We start from the raw sequence: 17,495 nt of genomic DNA, 5'->3' as shown, positions 1-17,495 counted from the left end.
CCCTATGAGTCAACAGGAACGGGCAACCATCCTTCTCATTGATGATCATCCCATGCTGCGCACTGGCGTAAAGCAACTGGTTAGCATGGCGCCGGACATTCAGGTTATCGGCGAAGCCAGTAATGGCGAACAAGGTATCGAACTGGCGGAATCGCTGGATCCGGACCTGATTCTACTGGACCTTAATATGCCGGGCATGAACGGCCTCGAAACGCTCGACAAGCTGCGGGAAAAATCGCTCTCCGGCCGCGTAGTGGTATTCAGCGTCTCCAATCATGAAGAGGACGTAGTGACCGCCCTGAAACGCGGCGCCGACGGCTACCTGTTGAAAGATATGGAACCAGAAGATCTGCTGAAAGCGCTGCAGCAGGCCGCTGCAGGCGAAATGGTATTAAGCGAAGCGTTAACCCCGGTACTGGCCGCCAGCCTGCGCGCTAATCGCGCCACGTCCGACCGCGACATCAGCCAGCTGACCCCGCGCGAGCGCGATATCCTGAAGCTGATTGCCCAGGGCCTGCCGAACAAAATGATTGCCCGCCGCCTGGATATCACCGAAAGCACCGTTAAAGTGCACGTGAAACATATGCTGAAGAAAATGAAGCTGAAATCACGGGTTGAAGCCGCCGTCTGGGTTCACCAGGAACGGATCTTCTAAGGCGATTCCGTCCAGGAAACGTCGGGAGCCGTAAACGTCACCAGCGGCTCGGTCAGCGCCAGTGCGATCTCATTGGAAGAGACGCGCTGACCCGATTTATCTTCAACCACCACCGACAGACGCCAGCGATTCACCGCGCCCGGCTCGCTGTTCCACACTGGCATAATGATGCTCCAGCCATCCGCACTGTTGGCATTAACCGGCGGCGTCAGGCTTAGCGCCTGAGTGTCCCCCTGCCAATGCAGTGATTTAATGCCGTGCAGGCTATTAATTTGCAGCTTCAGCTGTACCGTTTCGCCTGAGTGCAAATCCCACGGCGGCGTCGCCAGATAGACCGTCAGATTCTTACGCTGTCGATATTCCACTACCGGCAGATTATCGCGTTCCGGGCTATCGTAGCGGCTGCCGCGCAGCGAGTTGCTGATAGCCACTTCATCCGCCGCCAGTTGCTGTTTCAGCGGTACCCCAAAACGATAATTCAGCTTCAGGCCGACATTATTCTGGCTGACGCCATTTTCACCCTGTTTGTGTTTAGCGGTAACCGTCACCAGCGGTACCGGGGTGTAATTCAGTCCCACCGAAACCGCCACCGGATTGTGATATCCGGTACCGGAATGAAACAGATCGACACTATCGCCGAAATACTGTTCAACGCTGACGCTGGTATTGATGTGCTGATAAAACGGCAATCGTGCCTGGGCAGTCACGTCATAACCGACGGCCATCCGCTGCTCCTGGGTCTGATTTTCCCGCAACTGCCAGTCGCCAAGTGGGTGGTAATAGTTGGCCGATAAGCGCAAGTACTCGCCCCAGGCTTCCGCGCCGATACTGCCGCGCGCCAGACTCTCGCTGAGCACTTTGTCGTAAAAGGAGTTATAGCCCAGCAGCCAGCCACCGACACGCCAGCGCTGGCCGAGCCCAACATTGCCCACCAGATCGTTCTCGCGCCGGGTAACCGAATATTGATTCCAGGTGAGGTAACGTTCATTGTCCTGCAGCGGCACAAACCAACTCCCCTTGCTGCCGGTGAAGTTACCCTCTTTATCCACCAACAGGTCGATATTGGCATTCCCCCACGGCGACAGCCAGTTTTCCAGATGATGGCTGAACTCATTGCCGATTTTGCCGATGGCGAACATTCGCGCCTGCTCGCCGGTGGTGAGTCCGTTATCGCTCATGCTGGCTTCGCCGAATTTCTTGGCCATCTCGGCGAAATGTTTGGCATCGTCGTCGACCTGCGGCGCTATCCCTAAATCGGGCAGCGTAGTTTGCGGCGGCATACTGCTATCGTTGGCAATCAGCGCCCAGGCGGGAGCGCCTGTCAGCAGCAGGAGAAGCGTCAGTGATGGGGTTAAGCGGTACGGCAAAGGCATCAAACGGATTAACGTAAGCTCACGGGGAATAACAACATCACGTTAGTTTATCGTTTTTTGCCCTTCCCCGCAGCCCTGTGGGCCATTCCAGGAATAAACTGAAACCGGTTGGCGTTTGCTTTCCCCTATCATCAAACCGGCGTTCGAGTTTGATTTGCCGCCAGCAGCGCTTTGAGTTCCGGAATACAGGAACCACAGTTGGTGCCGCACTTGAGCTTCGCGCCAAGCGCCTCTACGCTGACGCAACCGCCGGCAATAGCCTCGCCTATCTGCCGCTCACCGATACTAAAGCAACTGCAGATAGTCTGCCCACGCGGCGCGCTGTCGCCGCCCTTACGGCCGCTGAGCAACGCATGGCGTAGCCCGGCGGTCTGCGGCGGCGTCCGAAACGCCGTATACAGCCATTCAGCATCGATTTGCGGCGGCTTAATATCGCTCCAGCAGCCGAGCATCAATTGCCCGTCGTGCCAGGCCAGTAGGTTCCACAGCCCGCCGCCCTCGGCAATTTGCAACTGCCATCCCTGCTTGCGACACCACTCGGTCAGCCAGCTTTGCGGGCCGGTGTCCGCGGCCAGCGACAAATGGCTGAGCCCTACCGCCGCCCGCCGCCGCCAGTGCAGCGAGGATGGCAACGGCAAGGGCTCGCGAGATAATAGCTCCCCTTGCCACAGCGGCCGCCACGGCGCTATTGCTACCGCCGACTGCTTGCTCTCCGGCTGGCCGGAATGCGGATCGGTGACCGCCGCCAGTAAATTATTGACCCGTCCCTGGCGGGCAAACTGATTATTCCAGTGCATCGGCACAAAGAGCGAACCGGCGCGCTGCCCTTCGCTAACTATCACCTTTGCAATCATCACGCCGTGGCGCGACCAGAGGCGAGCCAGTTCTCCCTCACGTAATTCAAATCGACGAGCATCGGCAGGCGCCACCTCGACGACCGGTTCGGCAATATGCTGCATCAACCGCGGTATGTCGCCGGTGCGGGTCATGGTATGCCACTGATCGCGAATACGTCCGCTATTGAGGATCAATGGATAAAATGCCTCGGTCCGCGCCCGGGTCGGCTGCGGCGACACCGGCACCATCCGCAACCTGCCGTCGCCGTGCCAGCCCTCCGTTAACCGCCAGGGCGCGGCGCTGCGGCTCACCGGCCAGCGCACCGGCGCCAGGGCATCCCACGCCTCCCGGCTGAGGTCCGCCAGCCCTCCAATATCAAACGCCCGCTGACCGTCATTTTCAAACCCTGAGAGCGCCGCATGTTCACAAAACACCTCATGCGGATGTTGCCATGAAAAAGCCCGGGCATAACCTAATTCGGCGGCGAGACGGGAAATGATCCACCAGTCGGCTTTCGCCTCCCCCGGCGGCGGCAAAAAAGCCCGCTGACGCGAAATTCGCCGCTCCGAGTTAGTCACGGTACCGTTTTTTTCGCCCCATGCCAGCGCCGGAAAGCGGATATGGGCAAAGCGACCGGTATCAGTATTGGCGGCGACATCGGAGACCATCACCAGCGGACACCTGGACAGCGCCTGACTCACCGCGTGGCTATCGGGCAGTGAGACCACCGGATTGGTCCCCATAATCCACACCGCTTTGACCTCGCCGCGTCCAATCGCGGCGAAGAGTTCGACGGCGGTTAGCCCCGGCGTCTGCGCCAGTCGCTCGCTGCCCCAAAAGCGCGCTAATCGCTGCAGATCCTGCGGCTCAAAATTCATATGCGCCGCCATCATCGTCGCCAATCCCCCCACTTCACGCCCACCCATGGCGTTGGGTTGACCGGTCAGCGAAAACGGCCCGCAGCCGCGGCGGGCAAACTTCCCGCTGGCAAGATGGACATTGATAATCGCGTTGCACTTATCGCTGCCGCTGGCGGACTGATTAATTCCCATGGTGTACAGCGTGATGGCGCGCGGCGCAGCGATAAAATCACGATAAAAGCGAGCCACCTGCTCCGGCGCCAGGCCGCAGAAAGCGGCCGCTTTTTCCACGCTCCATTGCGCGGCGATGGTCAGCGCCTGCCGCTGGTCGCGAAAACCCGCCGCCATTTCACCGCTGGCGGCAATGGCATTAAGCAGGCCGACAAATAGCCCGCCATCGCTACCAGGCGCCAAGGCCAGATGATCGTCGGCAATATCGCAGGTCGCGGTGCGTCGCGGATCCACCACCACGATCCGCAACCGCGGATTATCGCGTTTCGCCTGCGCCAACCGCTGATAGAGAACCGGATGCGTCCAGGCGGCGTTGGAGCCCACCAGCACAACCAGATCGCTTTGCTCGACATCTTCATAGCTGCACGGCACGACGTCCGCGCCGAGCGCCCGCTTATAGCCGGTGACCGCCGATGACATACATAACCGCGAATTCGTATCGATATTGGCGGCGCCGATAAAGCCCTTCATCAGCTTGTTGGCGGCGTAATAATCCTCAGTTAACAGCTGGCCTGAGGCGTAAAACGCGACCGCCTGCGGGCCGTAGCGCTCAATAATGTCGCGCAGACGTGAACCCGCCTCCGCCAGCGCCTGCGGCCAGCCGACCGCCCGGCCATCGACTTCAGGATGTAATAATCGCCCGGTAAGCGAGGTCGTTTCCCCAAGCGCCGCCCCTTTTACGCACAAGCGGCCAAAGTTGGCAGGATGGTTTTCATCGCCGCGAACCGTGACGGTTCCACTGGGTTCAACGCGGGCGATAACTCCGCAGCCGACGCCGCAGTATGGGCAGGTGGTTCGGGTTTCGCTCATCAGCTCGCCTCCGCGCGCAGCAGCAATGCCTGGTTGCCGACCCACACTTTGCCCTGTTCGATCTTCACCGGCCACGCGCGCACCGACGGCTCGCAGCTGTCGTACAAGCGACCGTCTCGCAAGCGAATCCGCTGTTTATAGAGCGGCGAAATGACGATCGGCTCGCCGCCCGCGTCGCCTAAAATACCGCGCGATAACACGTTGGCCTCGCTGCCGGGTTCCTGGTTATCCAGCGCATAAACTTGCTCGCCGAAGCGGAACAGCGCAATCTGCCGTTCGCCGAGGCGCGCGCCGATCCCCGCCTGCGGTGGGATCGCGTCCAGGTCGCAGATCGCCTGCCACGGTCGCGACGGCAGGACCGGTTGCCCAAGCCCTTGCGGCGCCACCAACTGCGGCTGACCGCGCAGGATTTGCCGCTGCACCGCCTCATCGGCCTCATCGCTGTTAACGTAGGAACGAAATAGCGCCAGCCGCTGTGGATCGTTCAGGGTGGTCTGCCATTCGCACTGGTAGCTATCCACCACCCGCGCCATCTCCTGCTCCAGCTCATCGCCGATACCGAGACTATCGTGCAAGATCACCTCGCGTAGATACGCCACGCCGCCTTCAAGGTTATCCATCCAGCTACTGGTGCGCTGCAGGCGGTCAGCGGTGCGAATATAAAACATCAACAACCGATCGACGGTACGGATTAGGCTGGCGTCGTCAAGGTCGCTCGCAAAGAGGTCCGCATGGCGCGGTTTCATCCCGCCGTTGCCGCAGACGTATAGATTCCAGCCCTTTTCAGTCGCAATAACCCCGATGTCTTTACCTTGCGCTTCGGCACATTCGCGGGTACAGCCCGAGACCGCCATTTTGATTTTGTGCGGCGCGCGCAGCCCCTTGTAACGATGTTCAAGCCTTACCGCCAGCCCCGTTGAATCCTGAACCCCATAGCGGCACCAGGTCGAGCCGACGCAGGATTTTACCGTGCGTAATGATTTGCCGTAGGCGTGTCCGGTTTCAAATCCCGCCGCCGCCAGTTCGCGCCAGATGTCCGGCAGTTGCTCCAGCCGCGCGCCAAACAGGTCGATACGCTGTCCTCCTGTCACTTTACTGTACAGCTGGTAACGTTTGGCGATCTGACCAATAGCGATAAGCCCATCCGGTGTCACTTCGCCTGCGGCCATCCGCGGCACCACCGAGTAAGTGCCGTCTTTCTGAATATTGGCGAAGTAGCGATCGTTGGTGTCCTGCAGCGGCAGATGCGCTGGTTTCAGCAGATACTCATTCCAGCAGGAGGCCAGTACCGACGCCACCAGCGGTTTACACACTTCACAGCCGTGGCCCTGCCCGTAACGGCTAATGAGCTGATCGAAGGTATGGATGTGGTTGACTCGTACCAGATGATAGATCTCCTGCCGCGACCACGGAAAATGCTCGCAGATATCTTTTTTTACCTCGATGCCCTGTCCGGTAAGCTGGTGTTCCATCACCTGTTTGACCAGCGCGCTACAGCCCCCGCAGCCGGTCGCCGCTTTAGTGCAGCTTTTTATCGCCGCCATATCGCCCGCTCCGGCGCTGACCGCCTGGCAAATGTCCCCCTTACTGACGTTATGGCAAGAGCAAATCTGCGCGCTATCCGGCAGCGCCGCCACGCCCAGCGCTTTCGTCGTGGCCCCATCCATCGCGGGGAGGATCAGACTTTCCGGACGAGACGGTAGCGCCATGCCGTTCAGCATCATCTGCAACAGCGTCGCGTAGTCACCGGCATCGCCCACCAGTACGCCGCCCAGCAGCGTTTTGCCATCAGCGCTAACAACGATCTTTTTGTAGATCTGCCGCGGACCATCGGTCCATTGATAGCTCTGGCAACCAGCTGTACGTCCGTGAGCATCGCCAAACGACGCCACATCCACGCCGAGCAGTTTGAGTTTGGTGCTCATATCGGCGCCGCTAAAGCGGGCCGCTTCGCCAGCCAACTGCGCCGCTGCGGTGCGCGCCATGTGATAGCCCGGCGCCACCAGGCCATAAATTTTGTTGTCCCACAGCGCGCATTCGCCAATCGCCAATATATCTGCGTCCGAGGTCCGGCAGTGGTCATCGATACCGATACCGCCGCGTTCGCCGATTGCCAGGCCTGCGCCGCGCGCCAGCGCATCCTGCGGGCGGATCCCGGCGGAAAAGACCACCATATCGGTCTGCAGCGTATCGCCATCGGCAAAGTTAAGCTGCAGCCCCTCGGCGGTGCGCACTATCGCGGTCGTCGCTTTGCTGGTGTGCACGCCAACCTCCAGATCGAGAATTTTCTCCCGCAGCATCGCCGCGCCGCCGTTATCCAACTGCACCGCCATCAGGTTGGCGGCGAACTCCACCACATGGGTCTTAAGCCCCAACTGTTTTAACGCGTTAGCGGCTTCCAGCCCCAACAGCCCGCCTCCGATGACCACCCCGCTCTGCGCAGTGGCGGCGCGGGCGGCAATGCGGTCAAGATCGTCAAGCGTACGATAGACGAAGCAGCCTTCTTCATCGTTACCGGGGATTGGCGGCACGAAGGGATAGGAGCCGGTCGCCAGCACCAGCTTATCCCAATGGGTTTCATGGCCGTGGGCATCGCGCACGATTCGCGCCGGACGATCGATTTCCGCGATCGTCTCCCCTAGCCGCAGCTCAATCCCGTACTGGCTAAAAAAGTCTCCCTCTACCAGCGATAGCGACTCTGCACTGCGCCCGGCGAAATATTCCGAGAGATGAACCCGGTCATAGGCGGCATAGCGCTCTTCGCCAAAGACCACGATACGGTACTGCTGGTGCAGGTTCCGGCTCACGCATTGCTCAAGAAAATGGTGGCCGACCATGCCGTGTCCGACCAGCACTAATACAGGTTTAGTCATCGTCATTTTTCCTGCAGCCCGCGGCTGCGTTATAGAAGGGTCAAAAAGCCACTCCGCTGAAGGAGACCTATCGCTGCCGAGCAGCGCGGTAAGCGGCGCCGCCTGCTGGCAGTCGCCCAGCAGCAGCACGCCGTGCAGCCGGCCATCGCGGATCAGCAGGCGACGGTAGTGGCGATCGATGGGGTCCCAACTGCTGTAGATCTGGTCCTGCTCGCCGGCCTGCTGTTCGCCAGCGCTAAAAAACTCGATACCGGTGACCTTCAACCGGGTACCGCCGTCCTGCCAGCTGAACTCTTCGCCGGGAGCCCCGCACAGGCGTTCAACTAACACATCGGCCTGGCGCAAACAGGGAGCCACCAGTCCCCAGGTTTGGCCGTCAATCTCACAACACTCGCCGATAGCGCTGATCCCCGGCAGCGAGGTCGCCATCCGGCGGTCGACGATAATCCCCCGCTGGCAGGCTACGCCGCTGCGCGTCGCCAGACGGATATCCGGCCGCACGCCGGTGGCTAACACCACCCGGCTTGCGGCAAAAGTGCGCCCGTCTTCCAGCCGCACATGCTGTTCGTCAATAGCGGCAATTCGGCTCTCCAGCACGCAGCGGATGCCGCGTGCCTCAAGCTGTTGTTTTAACTGTTCCGCAGCGAAAGCATCGGTAAGTGGATCCATCAAACCGCTACCGCGATGGAGTAGCGTCACTTCCCCACCGTGACGGCGCAGCGCCGCCGCGGCCTCCACGCCCAGTACGCCGCCGCCGATTACCACCGCCGGGCCGGGGATTGCAAGGATGTCTTTAACATCCGCCAGGGTGCGAAAGGCGAATACCTGAGGGCGCTCAATACCCGGCAGCGACGGGATAAACGGCTGCGACCCGGTGGCGAACACCAGTTCATCCCATTCCAGCCAGTCGCCGCCGACCCGCAGCCTCCGCCCCGCGACATCCACTTCGCTTACCGCCTCGCCAAGCCGCACGCGGACACCATGCTGTGCGTACCACTCCGTCGGCAGCAGTCGTATTTGCGCCGCCGTTTTTTCCCCGCCGAGTACCGGCGAGAGCTGAATGCGGTTGTAGGCCGGCTGCGGTTCATCGCCGATTAGCGTGATGATGAAACGCCCCTGCGCGCGCGCCGCCAGCTTCTCAGCCAGCCGGGTTGCCGCCATACCGTTGCCGATAATCACCAGTCGCCGCATCATTCCGCCTTACGCCGCTTTCGGCTGCTTTTCGTAGAGGAAATGGAGGATCTGCTGACGCAGGTGGTGGTAGTGTTTATCATCCGCCAGTTGGACCCGGTTACGTGGACGCGGCAGATTAACGTCAAGGATCTCGCCAATCGTCGCGGCCGGGCCATTGGTCATCATTAACACCCGGTCGGAAAGCAGTACCGCCTCATCGACGTCGTGGGTGATCACGACAATGGTGGTGTTTAGTTCCTGCTGGATGTGCATTACCGCATCCTGCAGATGGGCTCGGGTGAGCGCGTCCAGCGCGCCAAAAGGCTCATCAAGCAGTAACACTTTTGGCTTCATCGCCAGCGCGCGCGCGATGCCAACGCGCTGCTTCATACCGCCGGAGATCTCCCCCGGCCGTTTGTGCAGCGCGTGCCCCATCTGTACTCGCTGTAAATTGTGCTCAATCCACTCCCGGCGCTCTGCCTTGCTCATGGTACGGCGAAACACCTGATCCACCGCCAGCGCCACGTTGTCAAAACAGCTCAGCCATGGCAGCAGCGAATGGTTCTGGAACACCACCGCCCGTTCAGGCCCCGGCCCGGAAATTTCACGGTTATCGCATAGCAGCCCGCCCTCAGTGGGCTGGGTAATCCCGGCAATCAGATTCAACAGCGTGGATTTGCCGCATCCGGAGTGGCCAATCAGGCTGATGGTTTCCCCTTCGTGAATATCAAATGAGACGTTTTGCAGCGCCAGGAACTCGCCGCTGGCGGTGTTAAAGCGTTGACTGACGGCCTGCACCTGAATTAATGGTTTCATAGCGACTCCTTATTTTTCCTGCCAACTGAAGCGGCGAGCGAGCAATATGAGCCCCTGTTCGAGCAGCAGGCCGACAACGCCGATAATGACGATAGCGATGATGATGTTTTCCACATTGAGGTTGTTCCATTCATTCCAGATCCAAAACCCAATACCCAACCCACCGGTCAGCATCTCGGCGGCGACGATCACCAGCCAGGCAATGCCTATCGACAGCCGCACGCCGGTTAATACCGCGGGCAGCACTGCCGGAAAGAGGATTTTGCGCATCACCGTCCATTCCGACAGCTGCAGCACGCGAGCCACATTGAGATAGTCCTGCGGGATGCGCCTGACGCCTTCCGCGGTGTTAATGACCATCGGCCAGATAGAGCAGATAAAAATGGTCCAGCTGGAAGCCGGCTCCGCCTTCTGAAACAGCAGCAGGCCAATCGGTAACCACGCCAACGGACTCACCGGGCGCAGCAGCGCGATAAGCGGATTAAACATTCGCGCAAAGAACAGCGAGCGGCCGATAAGAAAGCCCAGCGGAATACCGGCCAGCGCCGCCAAACCAAAGCCCACCGCGACCCGTTGCAGCGAAGCCAGCACGTTCCAGCCGATGCCCATGTCGTTCGGTCCGTCGCGGTAGAACGGGTAGGAAAACAGCGTCAGCGCCGAATCCAGAGTGCTCAGCGGCGTCGGGAAGCCTTTCGTACCAAGCGCCGCCAGCTGCCAGCCGAGCAGCAGCAGACCCAGGCCCAGTAGCGGCGGCAGCAGACGTTGCAGCGCGGCGTTCAGCCAGCGACTGGCGGACGGCGTAGCTTTGCGCACCTGCAGCGGCGGCAGGACAATGATTTCGCCCGGCGCGGGTGAGGTCTGCGTGCGCGGCTGCGTGTTAATGGCTGGTTTCATCTCATGCCCCCTTATGTTGAATGGCGAAACTGGCGGCGTACCCTTCCGGGTCGACGCCGTTCCACACTTTGCCGTCCAGCAGCGTGCTGCTGCGTAGCGTTTGCGTTGGCGCAGTGATACCGCCCACGGCCTGCGCCGCCTCTTTCCACAGGTCGATGCGGTTGATACGCTGCGCTACCGCCTGGTAATCCGGCGCGTTTTTCAGCAGGCCCCAGCGGCGGAATTGGGTTAAGAACCACATGCCGTCGGAGAGCCACGGATAGCTGGCTTCGCCCTGCTGGAAGAAGCGCATGGGATGAGCGTCGCGCCAGCGTTTGCCGATGCCATTGTCGTATTCGCCAAGCATGCGCCCGCTAAGGTACTGTTCTTTGGTGTTGAGCCACGCCCGTCTGGAGAGGATCCGCGCGGTTTCGCGGGTGTTGTCGGCAGACGCTTCAATCCAGCGCTGGGCCTCCAGCAGCGCCGCCACCAGCGCCCTTGCGGTATTTGGATAGCGCGCCACCCAATCGCTGCGCGCGCCGAGGATTTTTTCCGGATGATCCGCCCAGATTTGCTGGCTGGTTGCCGCCGTAAAACCAATGCGATCGTTGATCGCACGCGCGTTCCACGGTTCGCCGACGCAGAAGCCGACCATATTGCCGATGCGCATGTTCATCACCATTTGCGGCGGCGGCACGACCACCATGCGCACATCGGCGAAGGGGTCGATACCGGTGTTCGCCAGCCAGTAATAGAGCCACATCGCATGGGTGCCGGTAGGAAAGGTGTGGGCGAAGGTGTAGCTGCCCGGCGCTTTTTGGTCGATCAGCCGCTTGAGCCCATGACTATCGCTCACGCCTTGCGCCTGCAGGTCACTAGAGAGGGTGATCGCCTGACCGTTGCGGTTCAGGGTCATCAGGTTGGCCATCGACTGCGGCTTGCCGGCGATACCAAGCTCAAGACCATACAGCATGCCGTAGAGGATATGCGCCGCATCGAGTTCGCCGGCAACCAGCTTATCGCGCACCGCCGCCCAGTTGGCCTCCTTACTTGGCTGCAGGCTGATGCCATACTTTTTATCGAATCCTTTCAGTGCCGCGATCGCCAGCGGCGCGCAGTCGGTTAGCGGGATGAATCCAACCCGCACGGTGGCCAACTCCGGTTTATCGGAACCCGCCGCCCACGCCGCCTGCATCACGCCGGGCAGCAGCATAGCGCCGCCCAGCGCCGCCCCGGCCTGCAAAAAACGCCGTCGTGAAATAAAAACTTTATCGCCCATAGCCGCTCCAGAACGCGCAAAAAAAAGCGCCCGGCAGTGCTTTCGCACCGCAGGACGCCTTTATCCAGAGACCCTCAGACCGCCGTTGGTCCGTTATCTCAAATTGTTGATTCACTCAAATTCAGTAATGCAAAGCGGATGCCAATTTATCATTGCCCGCCAGACGTTGTTTTACCGCTCCCCGCGTAAACTATTGCACCATCGTCAGGCAATGCCTGCCCGCTGATTGTGCATTCAATTTGACGATGAGTCCGGCAGCAGGGCTTTCACCGTTAGCAACGCGCGGGCGATTTCAACCATCCGCTGGTTCTTATCCATCGCCATTTTACGCAGCGCCTGCCAGGCTTGTTCTTCTTGCATCCCTTGATGGCTTATCAGCAGCGCTTTCGCCTTATCAATAATCTTGCGCTCTTCAAGCGTCGCTTTCAGTGAAGCCAGTTGGCCGGAAAGTTGCTCAAGTTCCCACGCCTGCTGGCGGACCAGCGGCAGCAGCTGCTTATCCAGGCGCAAAGTCAGGCTATCGCCGCCTTCTTCTTCAGGCCATTGCAGCGGAGGCATATCGTCTTCTCCACGTTCGAGCAACTGCCGGGTCGCGCTGAGCAGGTCGGCAATCAACGCCTCCTCCAGACCGCGCATCTGCTCAAGCCGTTCAGTTTGCAGGCTAAACCAGCGCTGCGCCGCGGCCCCTTCGTCCGCCGAGGGCTGGCGGGTACAGGCGATGCGCCGCAGTTGCTCTATCTCGCGCCCGGCTTCGCAACCCTGCAGCAGCTCAAGCGCCCGTGGCAGACCGGAAAGTGCCTGAAAGCTGTCAAAACAGGGCTGCTGACCGTCAATGCGGTCAACCAGCTGCTGACGGAGCTCGCCGTTAAATTGGCCGCGCGCAAAGCCCAACGCCCCCAGCGCGCGCTCCTGGCCGGCCAGCTCTTTACCCTGCATAAAGCTGTACAGGGCGACCATACGCCTGGCGATCTGCGGATCGTCTATGCTGTCATTCAACTGCGGCACGATATTCAATAAATGGCGAATAATACGGCTAAAGCGCTGAGTGGCCTCCTGAGCGTCCACCGTGCGGCCTTGCACCGCCGCTCGCAGCGCCGGAAGTTGCGCCAGATACCACACCGCGCTGGCTATTCGCCAACAGAGCGCGCTACTGGCGGATTCCCGCGCCGGTTGCAGCGCAGCATAAAAAGCGCTTAAGCGCGCGTCCACCAGCGCCCCGCCAGCCCGGCGTTCGGCGTCATACAAGCGGCCATCGGAAGAGAGCCACATATTGGAGACGCCGCGCTCGCACTGCAGCATATGAACCAACCCACTTATTTCGCTCGCCAGCGCCCCTTGCTGCGTTAGCTGGCGGAGCTGCTGTTTTTGTAGTTGGCGCGCATAATGAAACCAGCCGATTGCTTCAGGCGTCATGCCGGTCGTATTATTCATACCCTCTCCCGAATTACGTCTTTAGGTAAAGCTAAGCAATAACCGTGCCTGATAAAAGGAGTCTTTATGCAACGTATTGTGATTGTCGCCAACGGCGCCGCCTACGGCAGCGAATCTCTGTTTAATAGCCTGCGCCTGGCTATCGCCCTGCGCGAGCAGGAGTCAGACCTCGATCTGAAGCTGTTTTTAATGTCCGATGCGGTGACCGCCGGGCTTCGCGGACAGAAACCGGCGGAAGGCTATAACATCCAGCAGATGCTTGAGATCCTCACCGCGCAGAATGTGCCGGTAAAACTCTGCAAGACCTGTACGGACGGACGCGGGATCACCCATTTGCCATTAGTAGATGGCGTGGAAGTGGGAACGCTGGTCGAGCTGGCGCAGTGGACGCTGGCGGCGGATAAAGTGCTGACCTTCTGAATTAATCGCCATTAACAGGATTAAATGTCAGGCTGGCGGCTATTGCTGATGCAAAAGTACGCCACCTGAACGCTTTCAGGAAGATTGTCATTTTTGTTTAATCGTTATCCATTTTGTTGATCGAAATCATCATCCACGCGCTCCCCCTTTGGTGTTATGCAACGAGCAAAGTGTGAACAATATCACGCGGGGTTGATGTATTCAGAGACAGAAACGGGGTTATGAAAATGGCAATGGTAAAAGCAAGTTTAACGTTATTCGGCGGTGATACGCTGGTGGTGCGCTGTTCGGAGCGCTGTCATATTCACTTAATGAGCGCCAAGGCCGCCGGCGACAGCCACGCCGATATTTTTAGCGTGCAGGACAGGGATAGCGCTTATCTCACCGTGCCCTACAGCGGCACCTGGAACGTGCTGATCGATAGCCATAGCCAGTCGCTGGAGCACTCCATTAGCTACGTTCCCGCCTGAATCTCCACGCCCGGCGGACCGGGCGTTTTTATGCGAGCCCGGGTTGGCTCGCCTCGCCGACCAGATGTCGCACCTGGATAATCAGATCGTCAAGACTGGCGTCGCGCATGCCAAGCTTGCGTAATTCCTGATCCAACGAAAAGAGATACTGGGCATTGGTGCCAAGCGGCCCGCTGGCGCGGGCAATTAGCGGCGCGATGGTTTGTGCGCTGGTATCGGATTCATACAGCGGGTGGCGCGGATCCATAATAAACACCAGCGCATTCACCGTGCGCCCATCGTCGAGCTCAAGACGGCACCAGGTTGGCAAATAGCAACCGGTGATCATTTCTCGCTTCCACAGTAGCGTCAGCTCTTGCTCCAGCGTCTCATCCGGCAGACGATAGGCCACTCCGGTGGTACGCCCGCCTTCCTTCAACGCCAACATCCTCCCCGGCTGATGCGCGCTGCCGCGACCGGCGGTCAGGCGCAGGCAAAACGCGCGATGCCAACCCGGCAGCGTACCGGTGCAGGATTCGCTGTATTCCAGCGCCGGGTTCCACATCAACGAACCGTAGCCAAAAATCCACACCGAACCGTTGTCCGGACGACAGGCCAGGGTCGCCGCCAACGAGGCCGCCCGTTGCTCAGCCGACCACAGCAGCGATTCCTCAATCGCGCCAAACGCCGTCTTACAATCCGCATTCATCAAGAAATCACGAGTTAACACTTTCTACTACCTCCGCCACTGCCTGCTTCCCGGCGATAATCTGTGCCATCCGTGAATATTGCTGAATTATTATCCAGCTTTATTACTCAATAAGCAATTAACGGAGCGTTGACAAGGGGGCTGACAAAAAATTAGATCGCAAAAGTGATTACTTTTTCTTATGCCATTTGTCGTCATCGCCTTTTTGATAATCATTTTTCACCGCCGCCCAGGCGACTTTATGCGCCGTCTCCTCACGGCTGGCATCATCGCGACGGTCGGCTTTGTCTTTATATTGGTCCCATGCGCTATTGAAAGCTTCTTTATAAATTTCCTGCGCGTGTTCCGGCAAGACGTGCTGAACGCTATCGGGAAGTTCTTGTTTACTACGGTAAGGCATCATGACCTCCAGAATCAGGGTAAAAGCTAAGTCTGGAACACAATTGCCAGGTTGGCAAATGGCAGAAATATTGAGAAATGAATTTTAGTAATCATCTGAAAAATATATATAAAACATACGTAACAGTTTTTTTTAGCAGACCAACGCATTTCTTATGCAAGAGTGGTAAATTTAAGTAAAAATACAAATTAAACCTATCAATGTCTGTTATTTTATCAACTTACGTTATCTATAATTATAACACCTGCATAAATGGAGATGGTTCATGACACATGCACATGAGGCGGTTAAGACCCGCCACAAGGAGACCTCCCTCGTTTTTCCGGTTTTAGCACTGGTGGTGCTGTTTCTCTGGGGAAGCAGTCAATCACTACCAGTGGTCGTTGCGATTAATATTCTGGCGCTAGTCGGGATTCTGAGTAGCGCATTTAGCGTGGTTCGCCATGCCGACGTTCTTGCTCACCGTCTCGGCGAGCCCTATGGTTCATTAATTTTGAGCCTGTCAGTGGTCATTCTTGAAGTGAGCCTGATTTCCGCATTAATGGCGACCGGCGACGCCGCGCCAACGCTAATGCGCGATACGTTATATTCAATCATTATGATCGTCACCGGCGGTTTGGTCGGCTTCTCTTTACTGCTGGGCGGGCGTAAATTCGCCACGCAGTATATGAATTTGTTTGGTATCAAGCAGTACCTGATCGCCCTCTTCCCGCTGGCGATTATCGTACTGGTATTCCCTATGGCGCTGCCGGGCGCCAATTTCAGCACTGGCCAGGCGCTGCTGGTGGCGCTGATTTCCGCCGCCATGTACGGCGTATTCCTGCTCATTCAGACCAAAACGCACCAGAGCCTGTTTGTGTACGAGCATGAAGATGACAGCGATGATGACGACCCGCATCACGGTAAGCCATCGGCGCACAGTAGCGGCTGGCACACAGCCTGGTTACTGGTACACCTGGTTGCAGTTATCGCCGTTACCAAAATGAACGCTAATCCGCTGGAAACGCTGTTGACCAGCATGAACGCGCCGGTAGCCTTTACCGGTTTCCTGGTGGCGCTGCTGATCCTCTCCCCGGAAGGACTCGGCGCACTGAAAGCGGTGCTGAATAATCAGGTGCAGCGCGCAATGAATCTCTTCTTTGGTTCGGTGCTGGCGACGATTTCCCTGACGGTGCCTGTCGTCACGCTTATCGCCTTCCTTACCGGCAATGAACTCCGCTTCGGTTTGGGAGCGCCGGAAATGGTGGTGATGGCGGCGTCGCTGGTGCTGTGCCATATCTCGTTCTCAACCGGGCGCACCAATGTCCTCAACGGCGCGGCGCATCTGGCGCTGTTCGCCGCCTACCTGATGACGATATTTGCCTGACCGGGTAATCAGCAATAAAGCCCAAAAAAAAGCCTGTCGGTGGCGAAACCGGCAGGCTTTTTTACTGCTCAACGAAACTTAGTTGCTGGTATCCAGCTCGTCGAAGCTTTTCACCAGATCGTCGATCGCTTTCATTTGCTTCAGGAACGGTTCCAGTTTAGCCAGCGGCAGCGCGGACGGGCCATCACATTTCGCGTGGTCCGGATCCGGGTGCGCTTCAATGAACAGTCCGGCGATACCCACCGCCATCCCGGCGCGAGCCAGTTCCGTCACCTGAGCGCGGCGGCCGCCTGAGGCAGCGCCAAACGGGTCGCGGCACTGCAGGGCGTGGGTCACGTCAAAGATGACCGGCGAGTTGTTGGACGCTTTCTTCATTACGCCGAAGCCGAGCATATCAACGACCAGGTTGTCGTAGCCGAAGTTAGCGCCGCGATCGCACAGGATCACTTTGTCGTTCCCGCCTTCGATGAATTTATCAACGATGTTGCCCATCTGGCCCGGGCTGACGAATTGCGGTTTCTTGACGTTGATGACAGCGCCAGTTTTAGCCATCGCTTCCACCAGGTCAGTCTGACGCGCGAGGAACGCTGGCAGCTGGATCACGTCAACCACGTCGGCCACCGGCTGCGCCTGGCTGGCTTCGTGAACGTCGGTGATGATTTTCACGCCGAAAGTCTGCTTCAGCTCCTGGAAAATCTTCATCCCTTCTTCCAGTCCTGGCCCACGATAGGAGTGGATGGAAGAACGGTTGGCTTTATCAAAAGAGGCTTTGAACACATACGGAATGCCCAGCTTTTGCGTGACGGTCACATAATGTTCGCAGATACGCATCGCAAGATCGCGGGACTCCAGCACGTTCATTCCGCCAAACAGCACGAACGGCAGGTCGTTTGCTACGTTGATATCACCAATGCTAACCACTTTTTGTTTCATAAGATCG

General features: G+C 58.6%; 14 protein-coding genes. 4 read left to right on the top strand and 10 right to left on the bottom strand.

Annotated elements, in window-relative coordinates:
• Positions 1 to 4 precede the first annotated feature (4 nt).
• Positions 5 to 655 (top strand): two-component system response regulator NarL, encoded by a 651-nt coding sequence (narL, locus tag ABLV17_RS08490; protein WP_015705094.1) that lies wholly within the window; start codon positions 5 to 7, stop codon positions 653 to 655.
• Here the strand turns inward: narL and ABLV17_RS08485 are convergent.
• From ABLV17_RS08485 to nasR, 7 genes are all read right to left on the bottom strand, one after another.
• Positions 652 to 2,028, bottom strand: a complete 1,377-nt coding sequence (locus ABLV17_RS08485; protein ID WP_213793777.1) for a YchO/YchP family invasin — start codon at positions 2,026 to 2,028, stop codon at positions 652 to 654. The two genes, narL and ABLV17_RS08485, sit on opposite strands and share 4 nt — an antisense overlap.
• Before the next feature lie 131 nt (positions 2,029 to 2,159).
• Positions 2,160 to 4,766: a nitrate reductase gene (locus tag ABLV17_RS08480; RefSeq protein WP_271031890.1), complete on the bottom strand. Its 2,607-nt coding sequence runs from the start codon at positions 4,764 to 4,766 to the stop codon at positions 2,160 to 2,162.
• Positions 4,766 to 8,833 (bottom strand): nitrite reductase large subunit NirB, encoded by a 4,068-nt coding sequence (gene nirB, locus ABLV17_RS08475; protein ID WP_271031891.1) that lies wholly within the window; start codon positions 8,831 to 8,833, stop codon positions 4,766 to 4,768. Before nirB ends, ABLV17_RS08480 begins: the two co-directional genes overlap by 1 nt.
• 6 nt (positions 8,834 to 8,839) lie before the next feature.
• Positions 8,840 to 9,628 carry an ABC transporter ATP-binding protein gene (locus ABLV17_RS08470; protein WP_213316718.1) on the bottom strand — a complete coding sequence of 263 codons (789 nt, stop codon included), beginning with the start codon at positions 9,626 to 9,628 and terminating at the stop codon, positions 8,840 to 8,842.
• 9 nt (positions 9,629 to 9,637) lie between these two features.
• The gene (ntrB, locus tag ABLV17_RS08465; protein WP_348854214.1) at positions 9,638 to 10,522 is read right to left on the bottom strand and encodes a nitrate ABC transporter permease; all 885 of its coding nucleotides are present in this window, start codon (positions 10,520 to 10,522) and stop codon (positions 9,638 to 9,640) included.
• Position 10,523: 1 nt separating this feature from the next.
• Entirely contained in the window at positions 10,524 to 11,780 is a 1,257-nt protein-coding gene (locus ABLV17_RS08460) for an ABC transporter substrate-binding protein (RefSeq protein WP_308958886.1), read from the bottom strand.
• A 234-nt stretch (positions 11,781 to 12,014) separates the two neighbouring features.
• The gene (gene nasR / locus ABLV17_RS08455) at positions 12,015 to 13,211 is read right to left on the bottom strand and encodes a nitrate regulatory protein NasR (protein WP_087857958.1); all 1,197 of its coding nucleotides are present in this window, start codon (positions 13,209 to 13,211) and stop codon (positions 12,015 to 12,017) included.
• A gap of 66 nt (positions 13,212 to 13,277) precedes the next feature.
• On the opposite strand from nasR, the gene ABLV17_RS08450 reads away from it, so the two are divergent.
• Positions 13,278 to 13,631: a DsrE/DsrF/TusD sulfur relay family protein gene (locus ABLV17_RS08450; RefSeq protein ID WP_015367099.1), complete on the top strand. Its 354-nt coding sequence runs from the start codon at positions 13,278 to 13,280 to the stop codon at positions 13,629 to 13,631.
• A gap of 227 nt (positions 13,632 to 13,858) precedes the next feature.
• On the top strand, positions 13,859 to 14,101 hold the full coding sequence (locus tag ABLV17_RS08445; RefSeq protein ID WP_015705086.1) for a DUF1883 domain-containing protein: 243 nt from the start codon (positions 13,859 to 13,861) through the stop codon (positions 14,099 to 14,101).
• A 28-nt stretch (positions 14,102 to 14,129) separates the two neighbouring features.
• Here the strand turns inward: ABLV17_RS08445 and ABLV17_RS08440 are convergent, their stop codons facing one another.
• Both ABLV17_RS08440 and chaB read right to left on the bottom strand, forming a co-directional pair.
• The gene (locus tag ABLV17_RS08440) at positions 14,130 to 14,810 is read right to left on the bottom strand and encodes a gamma-glutamylcyclotransferase (protein WP_015705085.1); all 681 of its coding nucleotides are present in this window, start codon (positions 14,808 to 14,810) and stop codon (positions 14,130 to 14,132) included.
• Positions 14,811 to 14,958: 148 nt separating this feature from the next.
• On the bottom strand, positions 14,959 to 15,189 hold the full coding sequence (chaB, locus tag ABLV17_RS08435; protein ID WP_015367102.1) for a putative cation transport regulator ChaB: 231 nt from the start codon (positions 15,187 to 15,189) through the stop codon (positions 14,959 to 14,961).
• A gap of 265 nt (positions 15,190 to 15,454) precedes the next feature.
• On the opposite strand from chaB, the gene chaA reads away from it, so the two are divergent.
• Positions 15,455 to 16,555, top strand: a complete 1,101-nt coding sequence (chaA, locus tag ABLV17_RS08430; RefSeq protein WP_308959106.1) for a sodium-potassium/proton antiporter ChaA — start codon at positions 15,455 to 15,457, stop codon at positions 16,553 to 16,555.
• Positions 16,556 to 16,633: 78 nt separating this feature from the next.
• Here the strand turns inward: chaA and kdsA are convergent, their stop codons facing one another.
• Positions 16,634 to 17,488 carry a 3-deoxy-8-phosphooctulonate synthase gene (kdsA, locus tag ABLV17_RS08425; RefSeq protein ID WP_015367105.1) on the bottom strand — a complete coding sequence of 285 codons (855 nt, stop codon included), beginning with the start codon at positions 17,486 to 17,488 and terminating at the stop codon, positions 16,634 to 16,636.
• Positions 17,489 to 17,495: the final 7 nt, after the last annotated feature.

The sequence above is a fragment of the Klebsiella sp. CN_Kp091 genome, assembly GCF_040065095.1.
GTDB lineage: Bacteria > Pseudomonadota > Gammaproteobacteria > Enterobacterales > Enterobacteriaceae > Klebsiella > Klebsiella aerogenes.
This window is presented reverse-complemented; position numbering and strand designations above follow the sequence as displayed.

Coding starts and splice junctions, on each gene's coding strand:
- kdsA (WP_015367105.1), bottom strand. CDS start 17,488: ATGAAACAAAAAGTGGTTAGCATTGGTGATATCAACGTAGCAAACGAC.
- ABLV17_RS08445 (WP_015705086.1), top strand. CDS start 13,859: ATGGCAATGGTAAAAGCAAGTTTAACGTTATTCGGCGGTGATACGCTG.
- ABLV17_RS08480 (WP_271031890.1), bottom strand. CDS start 4,766: ATGAGCGAAACCCGAACCACCTGCCCATACTGCGGCGTCGGCTGCGGA.
- narL (WP_015705094.1), top strand. CDS start 5: ATGAGTCAACAGGAACGGGCAACCATCCTTCTCATTGATGATCATCCC.
- ntrB (WP_348854214.1), bottom strand. CDS start 10,522: ATGAAACCAGCCATTAACACGCAGCCGCGCACGCAGACCTCACCCGCG.
- nasR (WP_087857958.1), bottom strand. CDS start 13,211: ATGAATAATACGACCGGCATGACGCCTGAAGCAATCGGCTGGTTTCAT.
- ABLV17_RS08450 (WP_015367099.1), top strand. CDS start 13,278: ATGCAACGTATTGTGATTGTCGCCAACGGCGCCGCCTACGGCAGCGAA.
- ABLV17_RS08460 (WP_308958886.1), bottom strand. CDS start 11,780: ATGGGCGATAAAGTTTTTATTTCACGACGGCGTTTTTTGCAGGCCGGG.
- ABLV17_RS08485 (WP_213793777.1), bottom strand. CDS start 2,028: ATGCCTTTGCCGTACCGCTTAACCCCATCACTGACGCTTCTCCTGCTG.
- chaA (WP_308959106.1), top strand. CDS start 15,455: ATGACACATGCACATGAGGCGGTTAAGACCCGCCACAAGGAGACCTCC.
- nirB (WP_271031891.1), bottom strand. CDS start 8,833: ATGATGCGGCGACTGGTGATTATCGGCAACGGTATGGCGGCAACCCGG.
- ABLV17_RS08470 (WP_213316718.1), bottom strand. CDS start 9,628: ATGAAACCATTAATTCAGGTGCAGGCCGTCAGTCAACGCTTTAACACC.
- chaB (WP_015367102.1), bottom strand. CDS start 15,189: ATGCCTTACCGTAGTAAACAAGAACTTCCCGATAGCGTTCAGCACGTC.